This is a genomic window from Heyndrickxia sp. MSNUG (genome assembly GCF_049532715.1).
Taxonomy (GTDB): domain Bacteria; phylum Bacillota; class Bacilli; order Bacillales; family Cytobacillaceae; genus Mesobacillus.
The window spans coordinates 4,426,672-4,452,125 of record NZ_CP150978.1 but is presented as its reverse complement, the minus strand read 5'-3'; the positions used below and the strand labels follow the sequence as shown (position 1 = coordinate 4,452,125).

Below are 25,454 nucleotides of genomic sequence, written 5' to 3'. Positions count from 1 at the left end.
TAATGATGAAGAAGTTCTTGGCAGTTTTGATGGCATTTATGTTGGTGGTTTTAGCAGCTTGTTCTTCGGATGAAGCAGGAAGCAGAGAGAGTGAAAAAACAAAGCCGGAAGCAAACGGAGCTCCTAAAGATATGGCGTTTGGATCAGCCACAGTTGGCGGATTCTGGTATACACTGTCCGGAGCCATGGGCGAAAAAATGAAGGAAGTATTTCCTGATTCATCAGTGACAGTAGTAGAGGGTGGGTCTGTTTCCAATCTTTTAGGTCTAAGCCAGGGCACTTTCGCGCTTGGGTTCAGTAATGGACAAACGGTACCAGAGGCATTGAACGGAACAAATTCGTTCAAAGAAAAAGTTAATAATGTCAGCACGATTGCAACACTATATCCAAATGTGTTCCAAATTGTTGTACGCGAGGATTCTGATATCAAGTCTGTTAAAGATTTAAAAGGCAAGAAAGTGAGCCCGGGAATTAAAGGTTACAGCGGTGAGCTTGCTTTCATTGATATTTTGGATTTGAACGGCATGACTTATGATGACCTTGGAGGAATAGAGTATATCGGTACAGCTGATGGTGCAGATCTCCTTCGTGACGGTCATATCGACGCAATAGTGGGAATGGTGTCAGCACCGGTTTCCACATTCCAGGAACTTGATACAACACTTGGTATCCGTTTGATTCCCTTAGATGATGACACAATTAAAGGGCTTCATGAGAAAAACGAAGGCTACCTTGAATATACGATTGAAGGCGGAACTTATTCAAATGTAAAAGAGGATGTAAATACTGTTGCCGGTTACACTGTTCTACTGGTTAACGACGATTTAATGGACGAAGAAACAGTTTATAAGCTTACAAAGATGATGGTTGAAGAAAAAGACACCTGGACAACCTTATCTCCAATTATGAAAGACTTTAATGCAGAATATTCAGTGAAAAATAACGTAGGGAAGCTTCATCCAGGAGCTGAGAAATATTACAAGGAAGTTGGAGCGCTTAAATAAGTTCGACTCACAATATCCCATAAAAGAGAAGGTGAAATGATGACTAAGAAAGATTTGATAGACCTGGAAGCCTCAAAAATTGTAAGTGAATACGATGAAGATGGAAATCTTAATAGCAAGCTGCGCTTTTTAAAGGGCGCAGCTGCAAAAATCATCTCGATTGTTGCTGTATTAATGTCACTGTTCCATTTATATACGGCTTTCTTTGGAGTCTTTGAGTCGATATTACAGCGGTCTGCTCATCTGGCTTTTGCGCTTGTTTTAACCTTTGCTATATATAAGCCATCCAAAAAAGCAGTGAAAAGTGAAAGCATCCCTTGGTATGACTGGTTATTTATGATTTTGTCGATCATGTGTTACTCGTATTACGTCATGAATTCTCAGGTCATCTCGTCTCGGATGAGTTATATTGAACCGCTGACAACAATGGAAATTGCGATTGGAATCGTGTCAGGCTTGTTATTAATCGAAGCCACACGGCGTGTGATTGGCAATACACTTGTGATTATTATTTTTATTTGTATTGTTTACGGTGTGTGGGGACACCTGGTTGCTGGCTCCCTTTCCCATCGTGAATTTACAATCATGTGGATTGTCGATCACCTCTTCTATACAGTGACAGGAATTTTCAGTACTCCTCTTGGTGTATCAGCAACATTTATTTTTCTTTTTATATTGTTCGGCAAGTTTCTTGAGGTTTCAGGAGCTGGGCAATTTTTCATCGACCTTTCTGTAGCAGGCATGGGGAAATACCGTGGAGGTCCAGCCAAAACCGCCATTGTGGCCAGCTCCATTTTGGGAACCATTTCGGGGAGTGCTGTCGCCAACACTGTGACAACTGGCGCTTTTACTATTCCATTAATGAAGAAAACCGGCTATAAGCCCGACTTTGCAGCAGCAGTTGAAGCGGTTTCCTCTACAGGCGGCCAAATTATGCCTCCGATCATGGGCGCATCTGCATTTATCATTGCATCCTATTTGGGTGTTCCTTATATGGACATAGCGATAGCGGCTATTATTCCGGCAGTCCTTTATTACTTCTGCTTGTATTTCCAAGTCGATATGAGGGCGAGGCGTTTAGGGCTGGTTGGCTTAAAGAAAGAGCAGCTTCCAAAAGTTTCGAGTGTTTTGAAAAGCGGATTCATGTTCTTTATCCCGCTTGTGGTGATCGTAGTCATGCTTGGTTCGGGTTCCTCGCCTATGAAGGCAGGGCTCTATTCTATTGGCATAACAATAGTGGTTGCTGCCTTAAAAAGTGCCACAAGACTTTCATTCTCTAAAATCTTTAAGGCACTTGATCTAGGAGCCAGGGCAGCAATTGAAACGGCAATTGCCTGTGCGGCATCAGGCTTTATCATTGGGATTATTGGACTGACTGGCATTGGTCTAAAATTTAGCAGTTTAATCATTGATTTATCGGGAGGCATTTTAATCATTACGCTTATTTTTACAATGATTACAAGCATCATTCTCGGAATGGGCTTGCCAACTGTTGCTGCATACATTGTTCAGGTTCCGCTTACGATTCCGGCATTGATAGAGCTGGGTGTATCGCCACTCGCTGCACATATGTTTGTATTCTATTTTGCAGCTTTATCAGCGATTACACCGCCAGTAGCACTTGCTGCGTTTGCTGCAGCAGGACTTGCTGGATCCGATCCAATGAAAACGGGTTTAACAGCAGTAAGACTTGGCCTTGCGGCATTTATTGTTCCGTATATGTTCGTTTATGGGGAGACCTTGCTTCTTGTTGGAGATGTTCCGAATATTATTCTATCTGTAGTAACATCCATCATTGGGATCATTGGTGTCGCCTGGGCTGTAGAAGGCTGGCTGTTCCGCCATTCATATTGGTATGAAAGGGTAGTCCTTTTTATCGGTGCTCTATTAATGGTCAATCCGGGGATCGTATCAGATTTAATTGGATTCGCTATCCTGGCAGCAGTGTTTTTATATCAAAAGTTAATTCCTAAAGGTGCAACAGTGGAAAATACTATTTCAAACTCAGGGGGAACAGGATGAAAACCATCACAGTAGTAGGCTCGGGTGTAATGGGAAAGGGGATTGCTTATACCTGTGCCGTTTCAGGGTTTCAAGTTTACTTGAATGATATTAATGCAGAAATATTGGAAAGAGCGAAGAATGATATCTTCGCTCTTCTGGATAACAGTTTTCAAAAGGGGTTCATAAGTGAGGAGCAATACGGAAAAGTAAAGGATCATCTCTTTTTTGAAACAGATTTGGAGACTGCAGCAAAAGATGCTGATCTAGTCATTGAAGCCGTTCTTGAAAAAATAGAGTTGAAGATTGATATCTTCAAAAAGCTGGACGGTATCTGTTCTCCTGAAACGATCTTAGCCACTAATACGTCAACCATGAGTCCAACGGAGATTGGGGCTCAAACCTCCCGCCCGGATAAAGTAGTTGCGATGCACTTCTTCAATCCGGTTCACAAAATGAAGCTGATCGAAGTCATTCGCGGTCTGGAAACCTCTGATGACACGGTACGCGTTGTCAAGGAAGTTGGAGAAAAGCTTAAGAAGGAAACAGTTGAAGTGAATGAGTTTCCTGGATTTGTTACTTCCCGCATGAATTGCCTGATTGGCAACGAGGCCATGAACATGCTGATGGAGGGTGTAGCATCGGCAGAAGATATTGATAAAGCGCTAAAGCTGGGGCTCAACCATCCTATGGGACCTCTGGAACTGGCAGACCTGGTAGGTTTGGATACTCGATTACGGAATATGGAGTATCTATACGAAACGCTCGGTGAAAAATATCGTCCATGCCCGCTTTTAAGCAAGTATGTAAAAGCCGGGCGGTTAGGGAAAAAGAGCGGCAGTGGTTTCTACAAATATTCCTAGGGAGGCGTGAAAGTGGATCAATATGAAAATCTCCTTGTTCAAATCGAACAGGGGACTATGTGGCTGACGATCAATCGTCCTGAATACCGAAATGCTTTAAATCAGGAAACACTTCAGGAGCTTGACGATGCTTTTCAATGGGCTGAAGCCAATCAAGCGGTGAAAGTCATCCTCATTCAAGGAGCAGGAGAGAAGTCCTTTGCAGCTGGAGCTGATATCAAGCAGCTGCATGAAAGAAAGATGCTAGAGGCTCTCGTACCAGGCATGCAGGGACTCTATAGAAAAATTGAGCAATTAGACAAAGTAACAATTGCCGCTGTAAAGGGCTATGCGCTGGGTGGAGGGTGTGAGCTTGCCATGGCCTGTGATATTCGCATCGCCACTAAAAAAGCAAAGTTCGGTTTACCTGAATTAAACCTTGGCATTATTCCTGGAGCGGGCGGAACACAGCGTTTGTCCAGGATTGTCGGCAAAGGGAGAGCGCTAGATATGGTCCTTACCGGCAAAATTATTGATGGGGAAGAAGCAGAAAGAATCGGACTTGTTTCTTATCTTGCAGAGGAAGATGCATTGGAGAAAAAGGCAGAAGAGGTTGCCTTTCAAGTGATGAAAAAGGGACCTGTCGCGATCAAACTGGCAAAGCTTGCGATACACAAAGGCTATGACGCAGATCTTGAGACTGCCATGCTGATTGAAAAGCTTGCACAGGCTGTTGCGTTTGGAACAGACGATAAAAAAGAGGGAACTCAAGCATTCTTGGAAAAGAGACCAGCAGAATTTAGCAATCAATAAAAAAGGAGAGATAGAAATGGATTTTAGTTTTTCAGAAGATATTCAGTTTTTAAGAGAAAATGTACGCAGGTTTGTAAAAGAAGAAGCAGAACCGTTAGCAATGGAGATTGAAGAAAAGGACATGATACCTGAAAAGCTGGTGGAGATGTCAAAGGAAATGGGATTATTCGGTTTAAGCATTCCAGAAGAGTACGGCGGCCTTGGGCTCGATATGGTCGGAAAATGTGCAATATATGAAGAGCTTGGAAAAACGCACAATGGCTATACAACATTGATCGGGGCACACACTGGAATCGGATCTGTCGGAATCGTTGAGCTGGGAACGGAAGAACAAAAGCAAAAGTATTTGCCGAAAATGGCGACAGGAGAATGGATAGGGGCTTTTGCCTTAACGGAGCCGAGCGCTGGCTCAAATGCAGCAGCATTGAAAACCACCGCCGTAAGGAAAGGTGATAAATACATTCTGAATGGCTCCAAGCATTATATTACAAATGCAGTTGACGGACATGTTTTTACCGTGATGGCTGTAACAGATCGTGCTAAGGGAGCAAAAGGTATTACTTCCTTTATTGTAGAAAAAGATTTTCCTGGCTTTGTTCTTGGAAACGTAGAACAAAAGATGGGTTTAAGAGGCTCCCATTCTGCTGAGCTGTTCTTTGAAAATATGGAGGTTCCGGCAGAAAATGTCCTTGGGGCTGAAGGGCAGGGATATATCAATGCTCTAAAAATCCTCGCAAATGGCCGCGCTGGTTTGGCTGCAAGAAATCTGGGATCATGTGTGAAACTCCTGGAGCACTGCCTGCAATATACCCAGGAACGGGAGCAATTCGGAAAGCCGATTATTGAAGTCCAGGCAGTACAGCATATGCTGGCTGAAATCAGCATGCAGATCGAGGTTCTTAGATCTATGACTTATCGCGTTGCATGGATGACCGATCAAAAAATGAGGGTTGTTAAGGAAGCTGCCATCGCGAAATTATTTGCTTCAGAAGTCTATAACAAGGTGGCCGATTTAGCGGTACAGATTCATGGCGGAATTGGATATATGAGAGACTATCCAATTGAACGTTACTTCCGCGATGCGAGAATTACAAAGATCTATGAAGGAACGTCTGAAATTCAGCGCAATATCATTGCAAATGAACTTAAGCGCGAATCTTCCTATGTGGGGGTGTAAGACATGAATCAGCCATATATTGTTGAATCTGTTCGGACAGCTATTGGAAGAATGGGTGGCACGATAAAAGATGTGCCGGTAGACCACCTTGCAGAGAAAGTGATACGGGAAGTTTTGAATCGCTCCCATTCCGAAGTGGAAGTTGATGAAGTTATTCTTGGCCAGGCTAAGCAAAGTGCGGATACCTCCAATCTTGCCCGTCTTGCTGCATTAAGGGCGGAGCTGCCTATTGAGGTAACAGGGTATACGGTACACCGCCAATGCGGATCCGGCCTTCAAGCCATTAATAATGCCGATATGCAAATCAGGCTTGGTTACTCTGATGTGGTAGTAGCTGGTGGCGCTGAAAGTATGAGCACAGCCCCTTACTATATCCGAAATGCACGTTATGGTTTTCAAGTCGGGAATGCGCAAATCCTTGATCCTAATACGGAAAGCCAGCCTTGTTCCCAGCCAATCGAAAAATATGGAAATCTGACAATGGGTCTGACTGCAGAAAACCTTGCAGAAAAATATAATATTTCAAGAACGGAACAGGATGAATTTGCGCTGCGCAGCCAGGAGCTTGCACATGCAGCAATTGAATCTGGCCGTTTGGAGAAGGAGATCGTCCCGGTTGAATATAAGCAAAAAAGAGAAACCCAACTATTCAGCGTGGATGAACATCCGCGCAGCACAACAATCGAAAAACTCTCAAAGCTGAAGGCTGTTTTCAAGGAAAACGGCACTGTGACAGCGGGGAATGCAAGCGGCCGAAATGATGGAGCTTCAGTAGTATTGATGATGAATGAGGATAAAGTAAATGAATATGGTTTAAAGCCAAAAGCAAAAATCATAGCGCAGGCTGTGAGCGGAGTTTCTCCGGAAATTATGGGGATTGGTCCTGTGACCTCTACATTTAAAGCCTTAAAGCAATGCGGCCTGTCCATGAATGATATTGGGCTGATTGAGCTCAATGAAGCATTTGCAGCTCAGGCCCTTTCAGTAATCCGTGAATCTGGAATGGATATCAACAAAGTGAATGTAAACGGCGGAGCCATTGCTTTAGGTCACCCAATTGGGGCTACAGGAGCGATCCTGATGACCAAACTGCTTCACGAGATGGAACGCAGAGGCGAAAAGTATGGACTAGTCACGCTTTGTATTGGCGGCGGCCAGGGAATATCGACTATTATCGAAAACCTTCAAGCCTAATTGATTTCGCCAAAAAAGGAAGTGTTGATATGACGAAGCCTCATATTGTTCAAATTCTCCCCATGTATCATCCTGATGGGGAGGATATCCTGAACAAACATGCCGAAGTGAAGATGTTTACTGAATTTAAAGAGACGGAAGTATGCGATTACCTTCAGAATAATAAGGTCGATGGAATAATCCTTAGGGCTCCAGCCAGGATCACGCCTGCTATTTTGGACAGATGCCATCAAGTAAAAGCTATTTCAGGAGCCGGAGTGGGACTTGATAATATCGATGTAGTTTATGCCACAAAAAAAGGGATTCCTATTTTGCATGCTCCAAAGCTTAATAGTACGGCAACGGCAGAACATGCGGTGAGCCTTCTTTTAGCAGTTATGAAAAAAACCGCCTATTTTGACAGGGAAACAAGAAGCGGGAACTTTCAGTCAAGGGATGGAGCCTATACTTCTGAACTGAAAGGTAAGCAACTGGGCCTCGTCGGCTTTGGCAGCATAGCACAAAAAGCGGCCAGGATTTTAGTCCATGGTTTCGGAATGAGAGCTTTGGCTTATGTCAGAAGAATCAATGAAGAAAAACAGCAAGCAGCCGACCGTATAGGGGTGGAGTTAACCACTTCTTTGGAAAGAATCTTCTCTGAAAGTGACGCCGTGAGCATACATATACCATTAAGCAAAGAAACAGATAAGCTTGTTAACTATAAATTGCTGTCGCTTATGAAAAAAACGGCAGTGCTCATTAACACTGCCCGTGGCGGTATTATCAATGAGTTGCATTTAGCGGAAGTATTGAGTCAAAATCAAATTCTTGGTGCAGGGATTGACGTGTTTTCAGATGAACCGCCTCCTGCTGATCATCCATTTTTTCGGCTTAAGCAAGTAACGATGAGTCCGCATATTGGCGGAATCAGTCTTGAGGCAGCAAGACAAACCTCCATCCTGATTGCAGAAAATCTTTTGCGTGTGATAAATGGGGAAAAGCTTTCTGTTATTGCCAATCAAGATGAACTTGCAGAAACAGAAAAGGGGACTTTTTCATGACAGCAGAAAAATTGCAGAAAGTAAGAGCAGATTTTGAAAGTAGCCCATTTTGGAATTTTATTGGGTTGCAACTAAAAGTACTAAAAGAAGGATATGTTTTATTGGCACTTCCAATCCAGCAGGAATTCATTAATGTAAGAAACTCAGTCCATGGGGGCATTTATGCGTCCGTGCTGGATACAGCTATGGGCATGGCTGGCAGGCCATTAGGATTTAATGGGGTAGCCACACTGCATTTAAACCTCCAATATCTAAAGTCGGTTCTTGATGGGATGGTTTATTCAGAGGCAGAGATTATCCATCAGAATCGGAATACGGTATTCATAGAAGGAAGGCTTAAGAATGAAGACGGTGAACTTCTTGGCCATTGCACAGGAACTTTTAAGATTTCTAAAGGTGAAGGATCATGAGGAATACAGCAATATCAAAAATGTTAAACATCCAATACCCTATAATTCAAGGGGGGCTGCAAGGGCTTGGAACATCTCCTCTTGTCTCAGCTGTATCCAATGCAGGAGGACTTGGACTTATAACAGCCGGCAGTTTTTCTTCCAAGGAAGAGATGATGAAAGATATTGAGGAGGCGAGAAGGCTTACCTCAAAGCCTTTTGGCGTAAATATTGCGATTGGAATCCGCAAGCCGATGGATGAATTTGTTGAAGGTGCCATAGAAGCACGAGTTCCGGCTGTCTTTACCTCAGGTAACAATCCCGAAAAATATATGGAGAGTTTAAAAGCAAATGGGATTAAAGTGATTCATGTGGTTCCATCCGTAAGGTTTGCCAAAAAAGCTGAGTCAATCGGATGTGATGCAGTTGTTGTGGTCGGATATGAGTGCGGTGGCCATCCCGGCAGAGACGATGTAACAAGCTTAACTTTAATTCAGAAGGCCGTTGCGGAGCTTTCAATACCTGTCATTGCAGCAGGAGGATTTTCAACAGGGAAATCTGCTCTGGCTGCTTTTGCTTTAGGGGCCCAGGGTGTACAGATGGGTACAAGGTTTTTAGCTTCAAAGGAAGTGAACCTGCATAAATCGATTAAAGATAAATTAAAAGATTTACAGGAAACGGATACTATTCTAGTAAAGAAATCAATTGGAAAAACAATGAGGGTTATGAAAACAGAACGTGCAATCGAGCTATTGAAAAAGGAAGAAGCAGGAGCTGCGCTAGAGGACATTTTTCCCTATATTAGCGGTGAATCGTATCAGAAATTTATAAATACCGGTAATGAAAACTCTGGTGTCATTTCATTGGGGCAGACAATCGGTCTGATCAATGAAATTGAAAGTGCAAAAGACATTATTCAAGATATCGTGAAGGAATACGAACTGCAGCTTGAGCTATTGTACAAAAATTATTAATAGATAGGAGCGAGGTTATGTATAGCCTGGAAAATCAAGTAGCCATTGTCACTGGTGCAAGCAGGGGGATTGGAAAGGCAATATCCAAAAGGCTTGCCTCGGAAGGCGCTTATGTATATTTAGTGGATATTAATGAAAGTGCATTATATGAAACTTGCGATGAATTGGCCAGCATACACCTTTCTGTTGAGGCAGTGGTTGTCGATATCACCAATGAACAGGATGTTAAAAGACTTTTTGCCGGAGTGGAAGGGAAGCATGGGAAGGCAGATATCCTGGTTAATAATGCCGGAATTATTCGCGATAACCTTTTATATAAGATGAGTCTTGACGATTGGGATAACGTAATGAATGTCCATTTGAAAGGCACTTTCCTATGCAGTAAATATGTCCAGAATTTAATGGTTAAAAATCAGTATGGAAGAATTATTAATCTATCCTCAGTTTCAGCTTTAGGCAGCAGAGGGCAGGCTAATTATGCAGCTGCTAAAGCAGGTATACAGGGTTTTACAAAAACACTGGCCATCGAGCTTGGAAAATATAATGTAACGGTTAACTCGATTGCACCAGGTTTTATTATGACAGATATGACAAAAGCCGTAGCTGAACGGCTCGGAATTTCATTTGATCAACTAATTGAAGCCAAAGTAAAACAAATTCCGGTCCATAGGGCGGGGAAGCCAGACGATATCGCACACGCTGTCAGCTTCTTCGCAAGCCCTGCGTCTTCCTTTATAAGTGGACAGGTTTTATATGTTGCCGGCGGACCGAAGGCATAGGAGGTATTCAAGATGAAAAAATGGAAAATTGCTCTCATCCCTGGGGATGGAATTGGACCTGAAGTCGTTTCAGAAGGTGTGAAGGTTTTAAAAATGATTGAGGAATTAGATCCTGGTCTATCATTCTCTTTTACTGAGTTCCCGTGGGGCTGTGAATATTATTTAAATAACGGAAAAATGATGGATGATGACGGCATCGAACAATTAAAAGAGTTTGATGCAATCTATTTGGGAGCAGTAGGATACCCTGGCGTTCCTGACCACATTTCATTATGGGATTTACTTTTAAAAATCAGGAAAGAATTTGATCAGTATGTAAACATTCGCCCTATTAAGCTACTGAACTCTGAATTAACCCCTCTTAAAAATGAAAAAGAGATAGATTTTTTGGTGATCAGGGAGAATAGTGAAGGGGAATATGCCGGAGCAGGAGATTGGCTCTTTAAGGGAAAGCCGGAGGAAGTGGTTCTGCAAACAGGCGTTTTCTCTCGGAAGGGTACTGAACGTATCATTCGTTATGCTTTTGAAGAAGCGCGTAAACAGAAAAAAACACTTACAAGCATTAGCAAAGCGAATGCCCTTAATTATTCTATGGTATTTTGGGATGAGGTATTTGATGAAGTAGGCAGGGAATATCCTGATGTGAAAACCAGCTCCTATCTCGTAGATGCAGCGAGTCTTTATTTTGTCCTGCAGCCGGAACGGTTTGAGATTGTCGTTACTTCCAATTTATTCGGTGATATCCTGACTGACCTGGGTGCTGCTATTACAGGCGGTCTTGGATTGGCAGCAGGAGCCAATATTAACCCAGAGCGTGAGTTTCCTTCCATGTTCGAACCAATTCACGGCTCTGCTCCCGACATCGCTGGAAAAGGCCTGGCGAACCCATTAGCGGCCATATGGTCCGTAAGCCAGATGATGGATTACTTTGGGGAAGAGGAGTGGGGGAGTGCGATCCTGGAGACTATGAAGGAACTGCTCTCCAACAAGGAAGTTTTGACTCCTGACCTTGGCGGTAGCGCTACTACCGAGCAAATCGGAAGAGAATTTATCAGATTGCTTAGAAGTAAGTCGCCTTGTGGCATAACTGAGTAGCTGCATCTTGGATTGTATTAAAAAAGGTTAATAAGACAGAGAGAAGGGGCAAAATGATACGTTTTTCTCTAGTAATGAGTATGGTTCTGTTTTATATTCTTGATGCTTTTTTCCCCAGCGTAAATCTTAGTGTTATTTTTAACCTTGTGGCTGTTGCTGTATTTTTTGCCATGCTCCCACTGTTGGAGCTGAAGGGCAGAATTTTTACTCTCAGTTTGTTTAGTATCGGAATGATGATTCACTTTATGGTTGGAGACCTTGGTATTCATTTGATCGAGGGAATTACTCAGAATCTTGCGCTGCTGTCCATCCTCATTTTAGCGCCGCTTTTATCTGTTCCTCTAAGAAGAGAAGGAGTTATTGATACAGTAGTTGTCTATTTAAATACGGTGAAAAGCAATCCCAGAAATACATTCTATGGCATAAGCTCTTTTATGTTAACATTGGCACCTATCTTAAATATGGGTGCCTTAAGGATTGTACATGGATTTGTGGAAAGCATACAATTCCCTTCAAAATATTTGTCAAGATCCTATTATGTAGGGTTTACCCCAGCGGTAATGTGGTCGCCATTCTTTGCGTCCGTAGGAATTGTTCTTTTTTATTTAGACATCACTTACTTATCCTATGTTGCTGTAGGCGCTTTTTTCGCCCTTATGCAAATGGCATTGGGGATCTTTCTATTCCGCCCGGAATCAGTTTTGAAAGAGGAAGCTGCAATGGAGGGGGAAATGGAGGTTTCAGTACAGAATATTGGTCGTAAAAGGGATATATATGCTCTAATTGGATTCGTGCTTGGACTTGTGTTGCTTCTAATCGTAATGGAGCAGGCCTTTCAAAAATCAATGCTGTTATTAGTAAGCATTGTTTGTATTATTGTGCCAGCAGGATGGGTCATCGTACGGAAAAAAAGGAAGTTAATACAGGAAGAACTCTCCCTATATAAAAGCAAGATTTTATCTCAGAAAATGGAGATTTGTCTTTTTTTGAGTGCGGGATTATTCGGTAATTCAATTTCGCATACTCCTGTAAAACAGCTCTTGGAACAATCCATGCAATGGTCAGCAACACAATCTATAGGTGTTTTGTTTGTGTTTATCATCCTGTTTGTGACCCTTATGGCCTTTTTGGGGGTACACCAAATAATTGTTATTCCACTGATCCTCACCTCTTTGAATTTTGCCCAGATGCCAAATGTTGCTGTTGTCAGCGTAGCCTTCATGTGTATTTTCACCTGGATGCTATCTTCCGCCATTTCCCCTCTTAACGCAATGAATATCATCATTAGCCAATGTGTCCAAAAAAATGGCGTGACAGTTGCTTTTAAATGGAATGGAACCTATTTTCTATCCGTAACCATCATGGCTTTTGTATATATTTATATATTGAGCTGGATTTAAGAGCCACCAATTCTATATAGGAAAACATAGGATGGTTCTTTTGTTTCCTTTTTTGTAAAATATCTAGGATTAATTTATGAAACGGAAGAACCGTCTCCGTGTCTACTCGCGTTTCATACCTAGATCAAATTAAACATGAGAACCGTCCCCATGAATCACAAATCCCATCTCAAATAGCTCCCCAAAGTATAGCTCCTGGAACTTTTTGTTCAAGATGCCGGTATAGTAAGCGATTGGTTTTTTCACTGTTGCAGTCGACTTCAGCTTACGAACGAGCTGCTTGAATGAATTGAGCGAAACTGTTAATAGAGTTTCAGCTTCGTTTTCGCAGTTATAGCGATATGCAGAGATCATCGTCATTCTCCAGAATTCCTCGATTGCCATTGCTGTCGGGAAGAAGTATTTTACTAAATCCGTGAATTGCTTCGGGATTCGATCACTAACAAAAAGATGGTCTTCAGGTGCTTTTTCGGTAAGTGATGCTGGCTGAATTGCTAGTTCTCTTTCAGCTGAATCTGTTGGTATTTCATTCACAGGGCTATCTTCACGTTTATTATTCTTTTTAATGTTAGTTTTAGAAAGAATGATAGTTTTATTATGGTAGTTCAATATTTCCTCATTCGGTAGTTCGTTAAGTGGAAAGCGATTGAATACATAAAGGTTGCTCGATTGTGAGCCATTCTTACGCTCCGTTTCGTAGACTGTAAAAATGCCAAGTTTGCCAGCTTTGATGATCATTCTTTTAAAAGTCGAACGGGAAATCATCCCCATCTCCCCATATTCCTCATAAATCGCTTTTAGCACGGTTCCAATTTTCGCATTGGCTACTCCCGGAATCTTAGCCGCAAAACGAGCCAGGCGTTTCAAGCCGAGTAACTCACCCTTCGTAAAATCCTTCTTATGCTCCACCATCCACATTTCAAGATGATTATTGAATTCCCCCAGCGCAGCAAACTGCGAATACCCTTCAAAGCCCTCAATGACACCCGATTTAATCGTCATTTTTTTGCACCACCCTTTCACAGTCTATATAAGGAAAGGAAGACAAAAAGGACATGATGGTAGGGAGATAGTTGTGTCTGATTTGTGAAAGATTACTGTGAATATGGGGACGGTTCTCACGTTTTAAATTTTGGGGCAGAGATACAAGAACTTTCTCTAAGTACCAGAGCTGAAAATATTTTTTATTCTAAATCAACTTTTTGCTGCTCCTTTTAGTGGCCCTAAACGTTTATACGGCCGAGGATGATTTCCTCACCTATTAAATGTTGAAAGGATGAAGAAGATGAACAAGCGTGAAGGTATTATTTTAGCGGGAGTAAAGACGACAAAGGTGTTATTGGAGATTAAGAAGCAAGTGGATTGGCTGAACCAGTTTGGGGTGGTCCATATCCCGATGGAATATTTCGAAGAGTTGATAGGCGACTTTTCTATTGAGATTTTCACGATAGGGGTTGAAGTTGGGAAGAGTGAATCAAAGGGTAAGTAAGTTTCAGGTCCAAACAACGAGGAAGCTAATCTGCATAAACAGTTTGCAGAGGTTGATTCGGTATCGTGTTTTTGTAACATGAGAACCGTCCCCATGTACCAAAAGCCGGTCACCCAAGAGGGTGGCCGGCTTCATTTCTTTTATTAAACTAACTCATATTCAGTTACATTACGCTCAACAACGCGGGCGCTGCCGACGCTGACAAGGGTACCGTTATTGCTCTGGAACGCGTTTGAAGCGATGATTTGCTCCATTGCCAGCTTGACTGCTGCTGGATCAATTGGCTCCTTTGGGTTATCTACCGTCAGCTTGGTTGTTTTACCAAGGTCGGTGACAAATTGCAATTCAAGTGTTTTTGCCATGTTTTACACCTCCTATTAGATTAGTTGAAAGCCAGATTAGATGATTTCAAAGCTGTCGTTACGCTCAACAGAGTTAAGCAAGTTTGCGCTAAGACCGCCTAGCGCGTTAGCAGCCTGGTCTACCTGATCTGCAGTTGCTTCTTTGCGGATATTTGAGTAAGTTTTGCCCTTGTAGATCGGCTCGCCCTTCTCATTCATGCCAGTTTCGAACTCAAGTCTGATTGATGAATCCTTCAGCATCGCCATTGCCATTTTTCCCTCACCACCTTTCACACTCTATATACAATCGGGAGAGTGAAAAGGACAGGGTGGGAAAGAAAAAACATGGGGACGGTTCTCGCGTTCCAAAGTGGAACAAGAGAACCGTCCCCATGTTTTCATGAACTTTAATGAAAAAATATGAAAAATAATAAAAAAAAATGAAATAAAATGAAAAAATGTATTGAAAACGGTTTCCCAAGATGTTAAATTCTATTTACGAAGTCAAAATTACATAGGGAGGCTGTCAATGAAACTCGCAACTAGGATTAATTCAATCTTGCCAACAGTTAACGGTGATATAAAAGAAGCATTGAAAAAAATATCTGAAATTTCAGGCATTACTCATGTGGATCTCAATTATCCAGAGCATTTTTCTCAGTACTCTGTAAGTGAAGTTCAGGAAACTTTGAAACTTGCAAATTTAGAAGTGAATGGTTTGGCGTTAAGGTTCAGAAAGGATTTCATAAACGGTGAATTAGGGAACAGCAACCAGTCAATTTCTGAAGAGGCTTATCAACTATGCAAGGAAGCGGCGGATGCCTGCCGTGAACTTGGTGGAAAGGTCATCACTCTGTGGTTAGGTTTTGATGGGTTCGATTATCCTTTTCAAAGTGATTATCAGAAGGCATGGAATCAGGTGAGGGAATACGTTGCTTCGCTTTCTGACTATGCACAAGACCTGCAAATAAGCATTGAATACAAGCCGTATCAGGAAAGGTCTTACGCGTTGATTGACAGCATTGGTACCACGCTCTTAATGGTAAACGAAGTGAATCGAGAAAATGTTGGGGTGACGGTGGACTATTGTCATATGTTGATGAAGCGGGAAAACCCGGCTTATGGTTTGAGCCTTGCGGCAGATCGAGGAAAACTGTTTGGTGTCCACATTAATGATGGCTATGGAACACATGATGATGGCCTTATGGTTGGAACAGTGTCTTTCATGCAAACATTGGAATTCATCTACTACCTGAAAAAGTATGATTATCAGGGTGTCATCTATTTCGATACGTTCCCAATAAGGGAAGAACCAATCGCTGAAATCCGCCAGAATGTAAAGGTCATCCAAAAAATTAGTGAATTAGTCGATAGTATTGGTCTTGATTCTATTCAGGAGACAATAGGTAAAAATGATGCCATTGCCGTCAATGAACTATTTTACCAGTGCTTGAGGTAAGAAGGAGTCTGCTATATCCAGTAGGAAGTTTTTCAATCTATAAACATATTTAAGATGAAAATGGGAGGATTGGTTATGAAGAAAAATAGTAAAAAATTGTTGGTAACAAGTACTTTGGCATTTTCTTTGCTAATGACTGCATGCAGCAGCAGCACAGGCGGAAGTGGTGGCAGCAAGGATCAATCTTTCAACCCTGATAATGCAGACGGTAAGACTTATGAAGAAGTAAGGGATAGCCTTGGAGCTATTCCGATGGTTCAGGATGAAATTAAGCTTGGTGGAGTTGCAAAAGCTTTTGAAAATGAATACTGGAGAACTCTTAAGGAAGGTATGGAGAAAGGTGCCCAGAAATTCAGCGATAAAGGCTTTAATTTGTCAGTCGATATGAAGTCTCCACAAGGGGAATCAGATGAAGAAGGTCAATTATCGATTGTAAAAGATATGATTAACAAAAAATACACTGCTTTATTACTTTCCCCTATTTCGGACAGCAATCTTGTTCCAGGTGTTGAAAGCGCTTTAGATGCAGATATTCCTGTAATAAACGTGAATGATGGAATCATTAAAGAAGCACCAAACTTCGTTGGTCCAAAGGCAGATCAAAATGGTGAATTGCTTGCCGAGTGGGTTTCTGAAAAGATTGATGGTAAAGGAAAGGTCGCTATTATTGTAGGGATGCCAAAGGCTTTTGCTGCAAGACAGCGTACATTAGGTTTTGAAACTTGGATGAAAGAAAATGCTCCTGACATTGAAATCGCAGAAAAGCAGAACGCTGACTGGGATCGTTCTAAAGCAAAAGATATTGCAGCAACATGGATTAAGAAACACTCTGATTTAAAAGCAATTTTTGCAAATAATGACACGATGGCTTTAGGGGCGCAAGAGGCTGTAAATGAATCTGGAAAAGATATTTTGGTTGTTGGAGTTGATGGAATCGGTGAAGCCTATGATTCTATCAGAAAAGGTGAAATGGATGCTACAATCGACTCTTTCCCATTATATAAGGGACAGATTGCAGTGGAAATGGCTCTCCGTCAACTTGGCGGACAGAAATTACCGAGAGTTATCTGGACACCTCAGGCCTTGATTGACAGCACAAATGTTGACGTTCCGGCTGAAGAAATCATCAAATGGTCAGATCCAGAAGTAGGGAACTAAATCAATATCATTAATTGCTTAAAACTATAGTCGGATCTATTGATTCGACTATAGTTTTTAAAAAGGGGAATCGATCATGGGAAATCAAAAGGAAAGCATCATTCAATTTCATAACATTTCAAAGATTTTCCCCGGTGTTAAAGCTTTGGATAATGTGAGCTTTAATATTGATAAAGGGGAGGTTCATGCTCTGTTAGGTGAAAATGGAGCTGGAAAATCAACGCTTTTAAATATCCTTCATGGGGTCAATTCTCAATATGAAGGTACTGTAGAAATCCGAGGAACTGCTGTTTCTTATAAAAATGCAAATGAAGCAATTAAAGATGGGATTTCAAAAGTTCACCAGGAAGTCAGTTTAATACCCGAGCTTACAGTGGGACAGAACATTGCCCTTGGCAATGAGCCTCGAAAAGGTATATTCATAGATTATAAAACGCTTCATAAGGAAGCAAATGAAATCCTCAAAAAGATGAAATGCAATTTCAGGAGTGAGGATATTGCTGGAACGCTAAGCACAGGAGAAATGCAAATGATTGCAATCGCAAAGGGGTTATACCATGATGCCCAGGTGATCTCATTTGATGAGCCATCTGCTTCACTGACAAACCAGGAAGTTAGCTCACTCTTTTCGATTATTAAGGAGTTAAAGAAGAACGGAATCACGATTTTGTATGTCAGTCACCGTCTCGATGAGGTTTTTGAAATTTGCGATCGTGCGACTGTGTTAAGAGACGGCAAGCACATAGACACATTCAATATAAAAGATATAACCAGAGAAGAATTAATTAAGAAAATGGTTGGCCGTGATGTTTCTGCGTATGCTGTTCGGAATAAAAAGCTTCAGATTTCTGATGAAAAAGTATTGGAAGTAGAGAATTTAACTGTAAATGGTGTTTTTGAAGATATTAATTTCCATCTTAGAAAAGGAGAGATCCTTGGATTTGCTGGCTTAGTTGGAGCCAAGAGAACAGATGTGGTGAGAACCATATTCGGAGCAAATCGAAAATCTGCAGGAAAAATCAAAATCAATGGCAAGCAGGTAGAAATTAATTCACCTGAACAAGGAGTCAAGTTGGGTATTGGGCTGATTCCGGAAAATCGAAAAACAGAAGGTTTCATTAAGTACTTTGATAATGCGAATAATGTAGGCCTTACAAAGATGGAAAAGTTCACGAGTTTTGGCCTGTTAAATCATAAAAAGAAAACGGATAACTGCATCCAATATGCTGAAGAAATCAATTTTCGGCCAAGAGAACCTCATTATATGACGGTAAACCTGAGCGGTGGGAATCAGCAGAAAGTTGTCATCGCTAAATGGTTATCATCCGATGCTGACATTTTGATTCTGGATGAACCAACCAAGGGGGTCGATGTAGGGGCAAAAGCAGAGATTTACCGTGTACTTGAGGAATTGCTTGAACTAGGCAAGTCAATTATTGTAGTTTCCTCAGAACTTCCTGAAGTGCTTGGGCTAAGCGACCGGATCATTGTCATGCGCGAAGGCAGGAAAGTGAAAGAATATATAAATGAAAACCTTACGGAAGAGGATATTCTTCAGTATGCAATGGGGGTAAAACAATGAAGCTAAAATCAGCAAGTTTAAATCGTGAACTCAGCTTAGTAGCAGCGATCTTTATCATGGTTATTGTTTTTTCAATCATACAGCCAGTTTACTTAAGTACTGGCAACTTGCTCGACATAATGGATCAAAGTGTTATCAACGGCCTTCTTGCTCTTGGGATTACGTATGCAATCCTTACGGGTGGAATCGATCTGTCTGTTGGCTCTATTTTTGCCATAGTGATTGTCGTCGTTGGCGATTTGCTTGTAAGAGGAATGAATCCTGTTTTAGCGATCATTTGCGGGATCGGCCTTGGCTTTTTATTAGGCATGTTCAATGGTTTTTTGATCTCCAAGCTAAAACTTCAGCCATTTATTGCTACGCTTGGTACAATGAGTGCTTACAGAGGGGTCGCATACATCATAACGGGAGGCTGGCCAGTATTAGATATCCCTTCTAACTTCCGTGATATTTTCAACTCGAAATTTTTGGGCAGCATTCCGGTATCAATCTTTGTTTTGCTGGCGTTTGCTGTAGTGGGTCATGTTATCCTTAAATATACTAAACTTGGAACATATATATATGCAATTGGCGGAAATGAAGAAGCGACGATTTTATCTGGTGTCAATGTTAATAGAAGTAAAATGCTTGCTTACGCGATTTCAGGAACTGGTGCAGCCCTTGCAGGAATGGTGTTATTGGCTCGTCTTGGTTCTGGGGAGCCTGCCGCTGGCCAAACTTATGAATTGAATGCCATTGCTGCTGCAGCGATTGGCGGTGCTAGCCTTGCTGGTGGAAGAGGAACGATGATTGGAACCTTACTTGGTGCTATACTTTTATCTACCTTAAAGGTTGGTTTAGTCGTTGTCGGTGTAGATACTTTTTGGCAATATATTGCAACAGGTGCGATAATAGTGATAGCAGCTTACTTTGAAGTAATCCAGGATAAAGTCAAAAATATTAAGTTTGCCAAAAAGAAAGCAGCATAGGGGATGGTAGCTGATTATGAAAAATGACGCTGTTGTCGTTGTAGGAAGCATAAACTACGATATCATTTTTAAACAAAAGAGACTTCCTCGCCTTGGGGAAACTTACTCTGCGGATCATGTTTCCTTTTGTGGCGGAGGAAAGGGTGCCAATCAGGCGGTACAGTGTGCTAAATTAGGGTTGGAGACGCATATGGTCGGCAAGGTCGGCAATGATGCATTCGGCAATGAAATGCTAACCAGTCTTGGCAGCTATGGAGTGAATCTCGATTATGTATCTTCAGCAGAAGGTTTGAACACTGGCCTTGGAGTCGTTAATGCTCTGGAAGATGGAAGCGTTATCGCGACGATATCCAAAGGTGCCAATCATAGCCTTACGAGTGAGGATGTCGATCAGGCTGAAGAAACCATTAAAAAAAGTAAAATTGTTATTTTGCAATTGGAAGTGCCAAAAGAGGTTGTTGAATATACAATTAAAATGGCAAAAGAGCATGATTGTTATGTGATATTGAATGCTGCGCCGGCAATTGAACTGGATGAGGAGCATTTAAAACTGGTTGATTGTTTAGTAGTTAATGAAACAGAAGCTAGCTTTTATGCTGGAACAAATGTTGCTTCAATCGAAGATGCCGAATCTGTATGTGCAGAGTTGTCACAATACGCGAAAGATTTATTGGTCATTACGCTTGGAGAAAAAGGCAGTATTTTATATGATGGAACTAAGATGTACAGGATTAAGCCTGAAAAGGTGGATGTAGTAGAAACTACTGGGGCTGGCGATTCCTACGTTGGTGCTCTGGCATATTCAATTATAAATGGTACGTCTCATGAGGACATGGGGAAGTTTTCAGCATTGGTGAGCTCCAGGACGGTTATGAACATTGGTGCTCAAGAAGCGATGCCAACTTTGAGTGATGTAGTGGGAAATTTAAATAAATAGTTATAGAGGTTTTAGATATGATTCCATATGTTAGACGCGAAAAAATCATGGATGAGCTTGAAAACAAACAAATTATGTATATTGAAGATTTTTTAAAGATCTTTGATGGAGTTTCTGAATCTACGATCCGCCGGGATTTGAAAACCTTGGAGGATGAAAACTATATCGTCCTCCTCAGGGGTGGAGCGGTAAAGTTAAAGCTGGATGCATATGAAATACCAGTCGGTACCAAGAAGCTTCTATATAAAGAAGATAAAGAGAAAATCGCTAAATATGCTGCGTCGCTTATAGAGGACGAAGAAGTCATCTATATTGACTCAGGTACCACTTGTTCTGCCATGGTTAAATACATAAAAGCAAAAGGCATAAGGGTAGTAACCTCAAATATTCAGGTTTTAAATGAAATCAACGGAAACGGCATTGAAAGCTGCATAATCGTCGGAGGGGAAGTGAATAAGAGCTTGGATTCCATTTCAGGACCTTTGACAGATGCAGCTTTGAAAAGCATGAACTTTGACAGGGCCTTTTTGGGTACTAGCGGGTTTGGACTTGAAGTGGGCATCAATACCCCAGATTTCCGTGAAGCTAGCAAAAAGACAATCGCCAATACAAACTCGAGACAATGCTATGTATTGGCAGATAGTTCGAAATTTAATAAAAGTACACTATGTAAAGCTTTTGAACTTAAGGACTGTACACTTATTACAAATAAGCCTATCCCTTCACTTGAAGGCGTAATAGAGCATTTTATTGCGGACTAAAGAGGAATATATGTTAGATTTTAACTGTTAAAGAAAAGAGAGTGAAACAAGGAAACTTGATTCACTCTCTTTTTTTGGACAGTTTGAACATGGGGACGGTTCTCGTGTTCCTTTCGGGAACACAAGAACCGTCCCCACGTTCCATTTCCATTAATTACTTCTATTATGCATTTTATGTAAATGATAAAATTACCATGTTTACATATTAATAGAAGGAGACAAACATTTTGCGCAAATTGCTATTTTCCATCTTTTCGTTACTCTTAGTTTTTCCGGCGGGGTTTCCTATGGCTGCTGAGGCGGATACGGTATTGCCATTTGATACGACGGTATCAGGGTCAATTTCAGTTGAGGATCCGATGGATGCTTATACGATTACCGTTCCTGAGGCGGGGACGGTTACAACCAATGTGAAAGCCTATTATTATACTGTTCAAATTGAATTAAGAGATTCTAATAACAATTTGGTTGGGCATTCTAATTGGATTTACAATGGCCGTCCTGAAAATCCGACTTCCTGGACGAATGCAATGAATGTTGAACCAGGAGTGTATACTCTTTTTGTAAAAGAAGTCAGAGATTCAGGGCACGGAGATTACAGTCTGAATGTTTCATTTGATCCAACGAATAACAATGAAACTGAACCCAATCAAACAATGACTCAAGCGATGCCCTTGCAGTTGGATGGGGATCGAGTCAAAGGGCTGATCAGCTGGAATGATAGTACCGATTTTTATAAATTAGTCGTAACGGAGCCAGGACGTATTTGGCTGGATGTCAAGTCTGACATGAAGAATGGAGTTCTCGAATTGTATGATGGAAAAGGGAATTCCATCTATCATGACACCTTAGGTTACAGGAGTGAGTTTACCGTAGAATGGAAGAAGCGTGCGGATCTTGAAGTGGGTACCTATTATTTTAGAGTCGCTGGGAATGAGTTTAACCAGGGTCTATATGATATCGGGGCATCTTTCATCCCGGCTAACACTAAAGAAGCGGAACCGAATAACACGAGAGCGACCGCTATTCCCTTGATTACAGATGGGGCAGTCCATACTGGATTTTTGAGTGAAACCGATCATAGTGATTATTATAAAATTGAAATGCTTTATGATGGGACTTTAACCATCGATTTTACTTCGGAATATGTCGGATATGAGGTAATGGACGAGGGGAATACCCAATACGGCAGGCACTTTAGCAGTGGCTATCTAGATCATCCTGAATCTACTACAAAGACTATTAAATTACCTAAAGGAACGTATTATTTTATACCGGAGATTGGGGTTTCATGGCAGACAGGGGTATACACAATGGCTCTCAGGTCAGAAGGCACGCCTCCTCCACCTCCTAAAATGAATTTCATGGATGTATCCAGCAGTTACCTTCCTGCGGTTATGTATTTATTATCAGAAGAGGTAACATCCGGAATAAGGACGAATGTTTTCGGAACGGCGCTGAAAATTAAGCGTGTCGACGCAGCAATCTGGCTGGCGAAAATTTTGGAGTTGGACACAACAAATGAAACAGTTACCGCATTCTGGGATGTACCTCCAAGAGCATGGGGGAGCATCAACGCATTGAAAAAGGCGGGAATCGTCAACGGGAAATCGACCACCTATTTCGGGGCAAACGACGACGTAACCCGGGGTGAAATGGCACTAATGCTGCAAAAAGCCTATAACCTATCAGGCGACGGAGTCACACTGCCATTCACCGACGTAACACCACGTTACGAAACAGCCATCAAAGCACTATTGAAAAACGACATCACCAAAGGAAAAACACCAACCACATTCGGCACCAACCAACCCATCACCCGCGGAGAAATGGCAATATTTCTTTATCGGGCAGATTCGTGAACATAGGGACGGTTCTCATGTTTCAAAATGAAACATGAGAACCGTCCCTGAGGTAACGGATTCACCAGGAAATAAAAGTATAGTAGAAAAAGTTATTACGTATGTGAACTGAGAACATAGGGACGGTTCTCGCGTTTCAACTGAAACGCAAGAACCGTCCCTATGTTTTATTTTTCGACAAATTCTAAATTTTTTTCTTTTTTATCCGAAATAAATAGAAAGACTGTATACAGGACAGGGGAGCGGACGATGAAATTGAAGAAGCTGAACTTCAAACTGAAAGCCGGTAAGAAAATGAAATCGAAGCCCAATAAGAAGTCTAATCGGAATTTCTCTGTAAGGGCGAAATTAATGACAGGGTTTTTCTCGGTTTTAGCGTTATTGGCGCTGGTGGCAATCATTACAAATTTTGAAATTAGCCATGTTAATAACCAGTATTCTTCATCCATCGATGACCGGATGGAGAAGATGGATTTGATTGTGAAAATGAAAGATGCTGTCATGAAGGAGCAGGGAGCTTTATACAAGTATATGGCGAATGGCGATGGTGAAAGCCTGATTGAATTTGAAGGTGCGGTTGAAAACTTTGCTAAATCTTCAAAGAAATATTTAGAAGTGACACGGTCTGCCGAGGGCAAGAAGGTTGGGGAAGCACTTGTAGCGGCTGAGAGGGAATATTATGAGATTGCTTCAGAGGCATTTACTTTAATAAGAGACGAGCAAACTGTGAAGGTCAGGCTGTTAATGCAGCAAAAAGGAAACCCGGCCATTTTTAAGCTGAATTCCGCTACTGAGGATGCAATGGAGTATCAGCAAGATACTTTGCAGGGAACGATTGAAACTCTGACTGGTAATGTTGGGACAGTATCAGTGGTCATCATTGCGATTAGCGTTGCTGCTTTCATTATCGGGATTGGGATTGCGATGTTCATCAGCAGGGTGATTTCGAAGCCGGTTCAGTTGGTTTCACGTGCTGCAGAAGAAGTGGCGAATGGGAACCTTGCAGTCGAGAAAATCAATGTGAAAAACAAGGATGAAATCGGTGAGCTGGCAGCGTCCTTCAATACGATGGCCGCCAATTTGCGCCAATTGATTTTTCAGGTAAGCAGTACGTCTGAACAGGTTGCATCATCAGCTGAAGAAATGATGGCAAGTGCTGACCAAACGAATGCAGCGACGAATCAGGTTGCTACGGCGATCCAGGAGGTCGCAAGCGGCGCTGAAACTCAAAGCAAAAACACGGAAGAAAGTGAAAGGGCAGTAAGCGAGATGTCAATTGGAATTCAGCGTGTAGCGGAAACGACCTCCACTGTCGCTGAGTCCGCTCAGGATACGTCGAAACAAGCGTTGGCTGGTCATGAGTCGCTTGAAAAAGTGATCAACCAGATGAAATCCATTAACCAATCAACAAATGAAACGAATGCAGTCATTAAAGATCTGGATAAAAAATCAGCTGAAATTGGCAAGATTATTGAAGTCATCACGGGGATTGCCGATCAAACTAATTTGCTTGCTTTGAATGCAGCGATTGAAGCAGCAAGAGCCGGTGAGCACGGCAAAGGATTTGCGGTTGTAGCCGATGAAGTTAGGAAGTTGGCAGAGCTATCCAGGCAATCAGCAGGACAGATTTCTGGATTGGTTGAGGTCATTCAAAAAGATACTCAGCGTGTAGTGGGAATGATGAACAAAGGAACAGTCGAGATTTCCACAGGAACACAATTAGTCGAAGAGACCGGCAGGACCTTCAACGAAATTCTGAGGTCGATCGAGCACGTCAGCTCCGAAATTCAGGAAGTATCCGCGATTTCAGAAGAAATGTCAGCAAGCGTCCAGCAGGTAAATGCCTCCATTGAAGAGGTTACAAGGATCGCACGCAGCTCAGTCGCCAGCACAGGAGAAATCGCCGCTGCGACAGAAGAACAGCTGGCTTCCATGGACGAAGTCGCAACATCCTCCGCTTCACTCGCTAGGTTGGCAGAAGAACTTAGAGAGATGGTTGGGAAGTTTAAAATCTAATGTGAACATAGGGACGGTTCTCGCGTTCCAAACTGAAACACGAGAACCGTCCCCATGTTTCAAAAAGGCCATTCATTGGTCTTTTTTTTTATACTGTGAAATTGGCATTAGGAGGAAAAGGAATTTACCACATCTAATCGAATTATTTATATATATAGATGCACAGGGTGTTG

General features: G+C 41.9%; 24 protein-coding genes. 21 read left to right on the top strand and 3 right to left on the bottom strand.

Annotated features, from left to right (window positions below):
* Positions 1–2 precede the first annotated feature (2 nt).
* The 12 genes from AABM38_RS22320 to AABM38_RS22265 are packed head-to-tail and all read left to right on the top strand — an operon-like array spanning position 3 to position 12,708.
* Complete coding sequence (locus tag AABM38_RS22320; protein WP_423408349.1) at positions 3–1,004, top strand: TAXI family TRAP transporter solute-binding subunit; 1,002 nt, start codon at positions 3–5, stop codon at positions 1,002–1,004.
* 36 nt (positions 1,005–1,040) lie between these two features.
* Positions 1,041–3,026: a TRAP transporter permease gene (locus AABM38_RS22315; protein WP_423408348.1), complete on the top strand. Its 1,986-nt coding sequence runs from the start codon at positions 1,041–1,043 to the stop codon at positions 3,024–3,026.
* The gene (locus AABM38_RS22310; protein WP_423408347.1) at positions 3,023–3,868 is read left to right on the top strand and encodes a 3-hydroxyacyl-CoA dehydrogenase; all 846 of its coding nucleotides are present in this window, start codon (positions 3,023–3,025) and stop codon (positions 3,866–3,868) included. Before AABM38_RS22315 ends, AABM38_RS22310 begins: the two co-directional genes overlap by 4 nt.
* A 12-nt stretch (positions 3,869–3,880) precedes the next feature.
* Complete coding sequence (locus tag AABM38_RS22305) at positions 3,881–4,660, top strand: enoyl-CoA hydratase/isomerase family protein (RefSeq protein ID WP_423408346.1); 780 nt, start codon at positions 3,881–3,883, stop codon at positions 4,658–4,660.
* 16 nt (positions 4,661–4,676) lie between these two features.
* Complete coding sequence (locus AABM38_RS22300; protein ID WP_423408345.1) at positions 4,677–5,837, top strand: acyl-CoA dehydrogenase family protein; 1,161 nt, start codon at positions 4,677–4,679, stop codon at positions 5,835–5,837.
* A 3-nt stretch (positions 5,838–5,840) separates the two neighbouring features.
* Positions 5,841–7,031, top strand: coding sequence for a thiolase family protein (locus AABM38_RS22295; protein WP_423408344.1), 1,191 nt, complete (start codon positions 5,841–5,843; stop codon positions 7,029–7,031).
* Between the two features lie 29 nt (positions 7,032–7,060).
* Positions 7,061–8,071, top strand: a complete 1,011-nt coding sequence (locus tag AABM38_RS22290; RefSeq protein ID WP_423408343.1) for an NAD(P)-dependent oxidoreductase — start codon at positions 7,061–7,063, stop codon at positions 8,069–8,071.
* A complete protein-coding gene (locus tag AABM38_RS22285) occupies positions 8,068–8,481 on the top strand; it encodes a PaaI family thioesterase (protein ID WP_423408342.1) in 414 nt (137 codons plus the stop codon). The genes AABM38_RS22290 and AABM38_RS22285 overlap by 4 nt, the downstream gene beginning before the upstream one ends.
* Complete coding sequence (locus AABM38_RS22280) at positions 8,478–9,434, top strand: NAD(P)H-dependent flavin oxidoreductase (RefSeq protein ID WP_423408341.1); 957 nt, start codon at positions 8,478–8,480, stop codon at positions 9,432–9,434. Before AABM38_RS22285 ends, AABM38_RS22280 begins: the two co-directional genes overlap by 4 nt.
* Positions 9,435–9,451: 17 nt before the next feature.
* Positions 9,452–10,213, top strand: a complete 762-nt coding sequence (locus tag AABM38_RS22275; protein WP_423408340.1) for an SDR family oxidoreductase — start codon at positions 9,452–9,454, stop codon at positions 10,211–10,213.
* Between the two features lie 12 nt (positions 10,214–10,225).
* Positions 10,226–11,308, top strand: a complete 1,083-nt coding sequence (locus AABM38_RS22270) for a tartrate dehydrogenase (protein ID WP_423408339.1) — start codon at positions 10,226–10,228, stop codon at positions 11,306–11,308.
* 53 nt (positions 11,309–11,361) lie between these two features.
* The gene (locus AABM38_RS22265; protein WP_423408338.1) at positions 11,362–12,708 is read left to right on the top strand and encodes a hypothetical protein; all 1,347 of its coding nucleotides are present in this window, start codon (positions 11,362–11,364) and stop codon (positions 12,706–12,708) included.
* Between the two features lie 129 nt (positions 12,709–12,837).
* On the opposite strand, the gene AABM38_RS22260 is transcribed toward AABM38_RS22265, so the two are convergent.
* On the bottom strand, positions 12,838–13,710 hold the full coding sequence (locus tag AABM38_RS22260; RefSeq protein WP_423408337.1) for a hypothetical protein: 873 nt from the start codon (positions 13,708–13,710) through the stop codon (positions 12,838–12,840).
* Between the two features lie 283 nt (positions 13,711–13,993).
* Between AABM38_RS22260 and AABM38_RS22255 the strand changes: the two genes are divergently transcribed.
* Entirely contained in the window at positions 13,994–14,197 is a 204-nt protein-coding gene (locus AABM38_RS22255) for a hypothetical protein (protein ID WP_335376647.1), read from the top strand.
* 143 nt (positions 14,198–14,340) lie between these two features.
* On the opposite strand, the gene AABM38_RS22250 is transcribed toward AABM38_RS22255, so the two are convergent.
* Together AABM38_RS22250 and AABM38_RS22245 are read right to left on the bottom strand one after the other, a co-directional pair.
* Entirely contained in the window at positions 14,341–14,559 is a 219-nt protein-coding gene (locus tag AABM38_RS22250) for a DUF2922 domain-containing protein (RefSeq protein ID WP_423408336.1), read from the bottom strand.
* 36 nt (positions 14,560–14,595) lie between these two features.
* Positions 14,596–14,811, bottom strand: a complete 216-nt coding sequence (locus AABM38_RS22245; protein WP_423408335.1) for a DUF1659 domain-containing protein — start codon at positions 14,809–14,811, stop codon at positions 14,596–14,598.
* Between the two features lie 256 nt (positions 14,812–15,067).
* On the opposite strand from AABM38_RS22245, the gene AABM38_RS22240 reads away from it, so the two are divergent.
* The 8 genes from AABM38_RS22240 (at position 15,068) to AABM38_RS22205 (ending at position 25,281) form a co-directional block, all read left to right on the top strand.
* Positions 15,068–15,997: a sugar phosphate isomerase/epimerase family protein gene (locus AABM38_RS22240; RefSeq protein WP_423408334.1), complete on the top strand. Its 930-nt coding sequence runs from the start codon at positions 15,068–15,070 to the stop codon at positions 15,995–15,997.
* 75 nt (positions 15,998–16,072) lie between these two features.
* Positions 16,073–17,155 carry a substrate-binding domain-containing protein gene (locus AABM38_RS22235; protein WP_423408333.1) on the top strand — a complete coding sequence of 361 codons (1,083 nt, stop codon included), beginning with the start codon at positions 16,073–16,075 and terminating at the stop codon, positions 17,153–17,155.
* Positions 17,156–17,231: 76 nt separating this feature from the next.
* Positions 17,232–18,737 (top strand): sugar ABC transporter ATP-binding protein, encoded by a 1,506-nt coding sequence (locus AABM38_RS22230; RefSeq protein ID WP_423408332.1) that lies wholly within the window; start codon positions 17,232–17,234, stop codon positions 18,735–18,737.
* Complete coding sequence (locus tag AABM38_RS22225) at positions 18,734–19,705, top strand: ABC transporter permease (protein WP_423408331.1); 972 nt, start codon at positions 18,734–18,736, stop codon at positions 19,703–19,705. Before AABM38_RS22230 ends, AABM38_RS22225 begins: the two co-directional genes overlap by 4 nt.
* A gap of 16 nt (positions 19,706–19,721) precedes the next feature.
* Complete coding sequence (locus AABM38_RS22220; protein ID WP_423408330.1) at positions 19,722–20,642, top strand: ribokinase; 921 nt, start codon at positions 19,722–19,724, stop codon at positions 20,640–20,642.
* Positions 20,643–20,659: 17 nt separating this feature from the next.
* Positions 20,660–21,403: a DeoR/GlpR family DNA-binding transcription regulator gene (locus AABM38_RS22215; protein ID WP_423408329.1), complete on the top strand. Its 744-nt coding sequence runs from the start codon at positions 20,660–20,662 to the stop codon at positions 21,401–21,403.
* 287 nt (positions 21,404–21,690) lie between these two features.
* Positions 21,691–23,265 carry an S-layer homology domain-containing protein gene (locus tag AABM38_RS22210; protein ID WP_423408328.1) on the top strand — a complete coding sequence of 525 codons (1,575 nt, stop codon included), beginning with the start codon at positions 21,691–21,693 and terminating at the stop codon, positions 23,263–23,265.
* Between the two features lie 249 nt (positions 23,266–23,514).
* Positions 23,515–25,281, top strand: a complete 1,767-nt coding sequence (locus AABM38_RS22205) for a methyl-accepting chemotaxis protein (RefSeq protein WP_423408327.1) — start codon at positions 23,515–23,517, stop codon at positions 25,279–25,281.
* The last annotated feature ends 173 nt before the right edge of the window (positions 25,282–25,454 follow it).

Bases quoted from the DNA above. Each gene is read 5' to 3' on its own strand.
- AABM38_RS22320 (WP_423408349.1), top strand. From the start codon at position 3: ATGATGAAGAAGTTCTTGGCAGTTTTGATGGCATTTATGTTGGTGGTT.
- AABM38_RS22315 (WP_423408348.1), top strand. From the start codon at position 1,041: ATGATGACTAAGAAAGATTTGATAGACCTGGAAGCCTCAAAAATTGTA.
- AABM38_RS22310 (WP_423408347.1), top strand. From the start codon at position 3,023: ATGAAAACCATCACAGTAGTAGGCTCGGGTGTAATGGGAAAGGGGATT.
- AABM38_RS22300 (WP_423408345.1), top strand. From the start codon at position 4,677: ATGGATTTTAGTTTTTCAGAAGATATTCAGTTTTTAAGAGAAAATGTA.
- AABM38_RS22295 (WP_423408344.1), top strand. From the start codon at position 5,841: ATGAATCAGCCATATATTGTTGAATCTGTTCGGACAGCTATTGGAAGA.
- AABM38_RS22290 (WP_423408343.1), top strand. From the start codon at position 7,061: ATGACGAAGCCTCATATTGTTCAAATTCTCCCCATGTATCATCCTGAT.
- AABM38_RS22285 (WP_423408342.1), top strand. From the start codon at position 8,068: ATGACAGCAGAAAAATTGCAGAAAGTAAGAGCAGATTTTGAAAGTAGC.
- AABM38_RS22280 (WP_423408341.1), top strand. From the start codon at position 8,478: ATGAGGAATACAGCAATATCAAAAATGTTAAACATCCAATACCCTATA.
- AABM38_RS22275 (WP_423408340.1), top strand. From the start codon at position 9,452: ATGTATAGCCTGGAAAATCAAGTAGCCATTGTCACTGGTGCAAGCAGG.
- AABM38_RS22270 (WP_423408339.1), top strand. From the start codon at position 10,226: ATGAAAAAATGGAAAATTGCTCTCATCCCTGGGGATGGAATTGGACCT.
- AABM38_RS22265 (WP_423408338.1), top strand. From the start codon at position 11,362: ATGATACGTTTTTCTCTAGTAATGAGTATGGTTCTGTTTTATATTCTT.
- AABM38_RS22260 (WP_423408337.1), bottom strand. From the start codon at position 13,710: ATGACGATTAAATCGGGTGTCATTGAGGGCTTTGAAGGGTATTCGCAG.
- AABM38_RS22255 (WP_335376647.1), top strand. From the start codon at position 13,994: ATGAACAAGCGTGAAGGTATTATTTTAGCGGGAGTAAAGACGACAAAG.
- AABM38_RS22250 (WP_423408336.1), bottom strand. From the start codon at position 14,559: ATGGCAAAAACACTTGAATTGCAATTTGTCACCGACCTTGGTAAAACA.
- AABM38_RS22245 (WP_423408335.1), bottom strand. From the start codon at position 14,811: ATGGCAATGGCGATGCTGAAGGATTCATCAATCAGACTTGAGTTCGAA.
- AABM38_RS22240 (WP_423408334.1), top strand. From the start codon at position 15,068: ATGAAACTCGCAACTAGGATTAATTCAATCTTGCCAACAGTTAACGGT.
- AABM38_RS22235 (WP_423408333.1), top strand. From the start codon at position 16,073: ATGAAGAAAAATAGTAAAAAATTGTTGGTAACAAGTACTTTGGCATTT.
- AABM38_RS22230 (WP_423408332.1), top strand. From the start codon at position 17,232: ATGGGAAATCAAAAGGAAAGCATCATTCAATTTCATAACATTTCAAAG.
- AABM38_RS22225 (WP_423408331.1), top strand. From the start codon at position 18,734: ATGAAGCTAAAATCAGCAAGTTTAAATCGTGAACTCAGCTTAGTAGCA.
- AABM38_RS22220 (WP_423408330.1), top strand. From the start codon at position 19,722: ATGAAAAATGACGCTGTTGTCGTTGTAGGAAGCATAAACTACGATATC.
- AABM38_RS22215 (WP_423408329.1), top strand. From the start codon at position 20,660: ATGATTCCATATGTTAGACGCGAAAAAATCATGGATGAGCTTGAAAAC.
- AABM38_RS22210 (WP_423408328.1), top strand. From the start codon at position 21,691: ATGGCTGCTGAGGCGGATACGGTATTGCCATTTGATACGACGGTATCA.
- AABM38_RS22205 (WP_423408327.1), top strand. From the start codon at position 23,515: ATGAAATTGAAGAAGCTGAACTTCAAACTGAAAGCCGGTAAGAAAATG.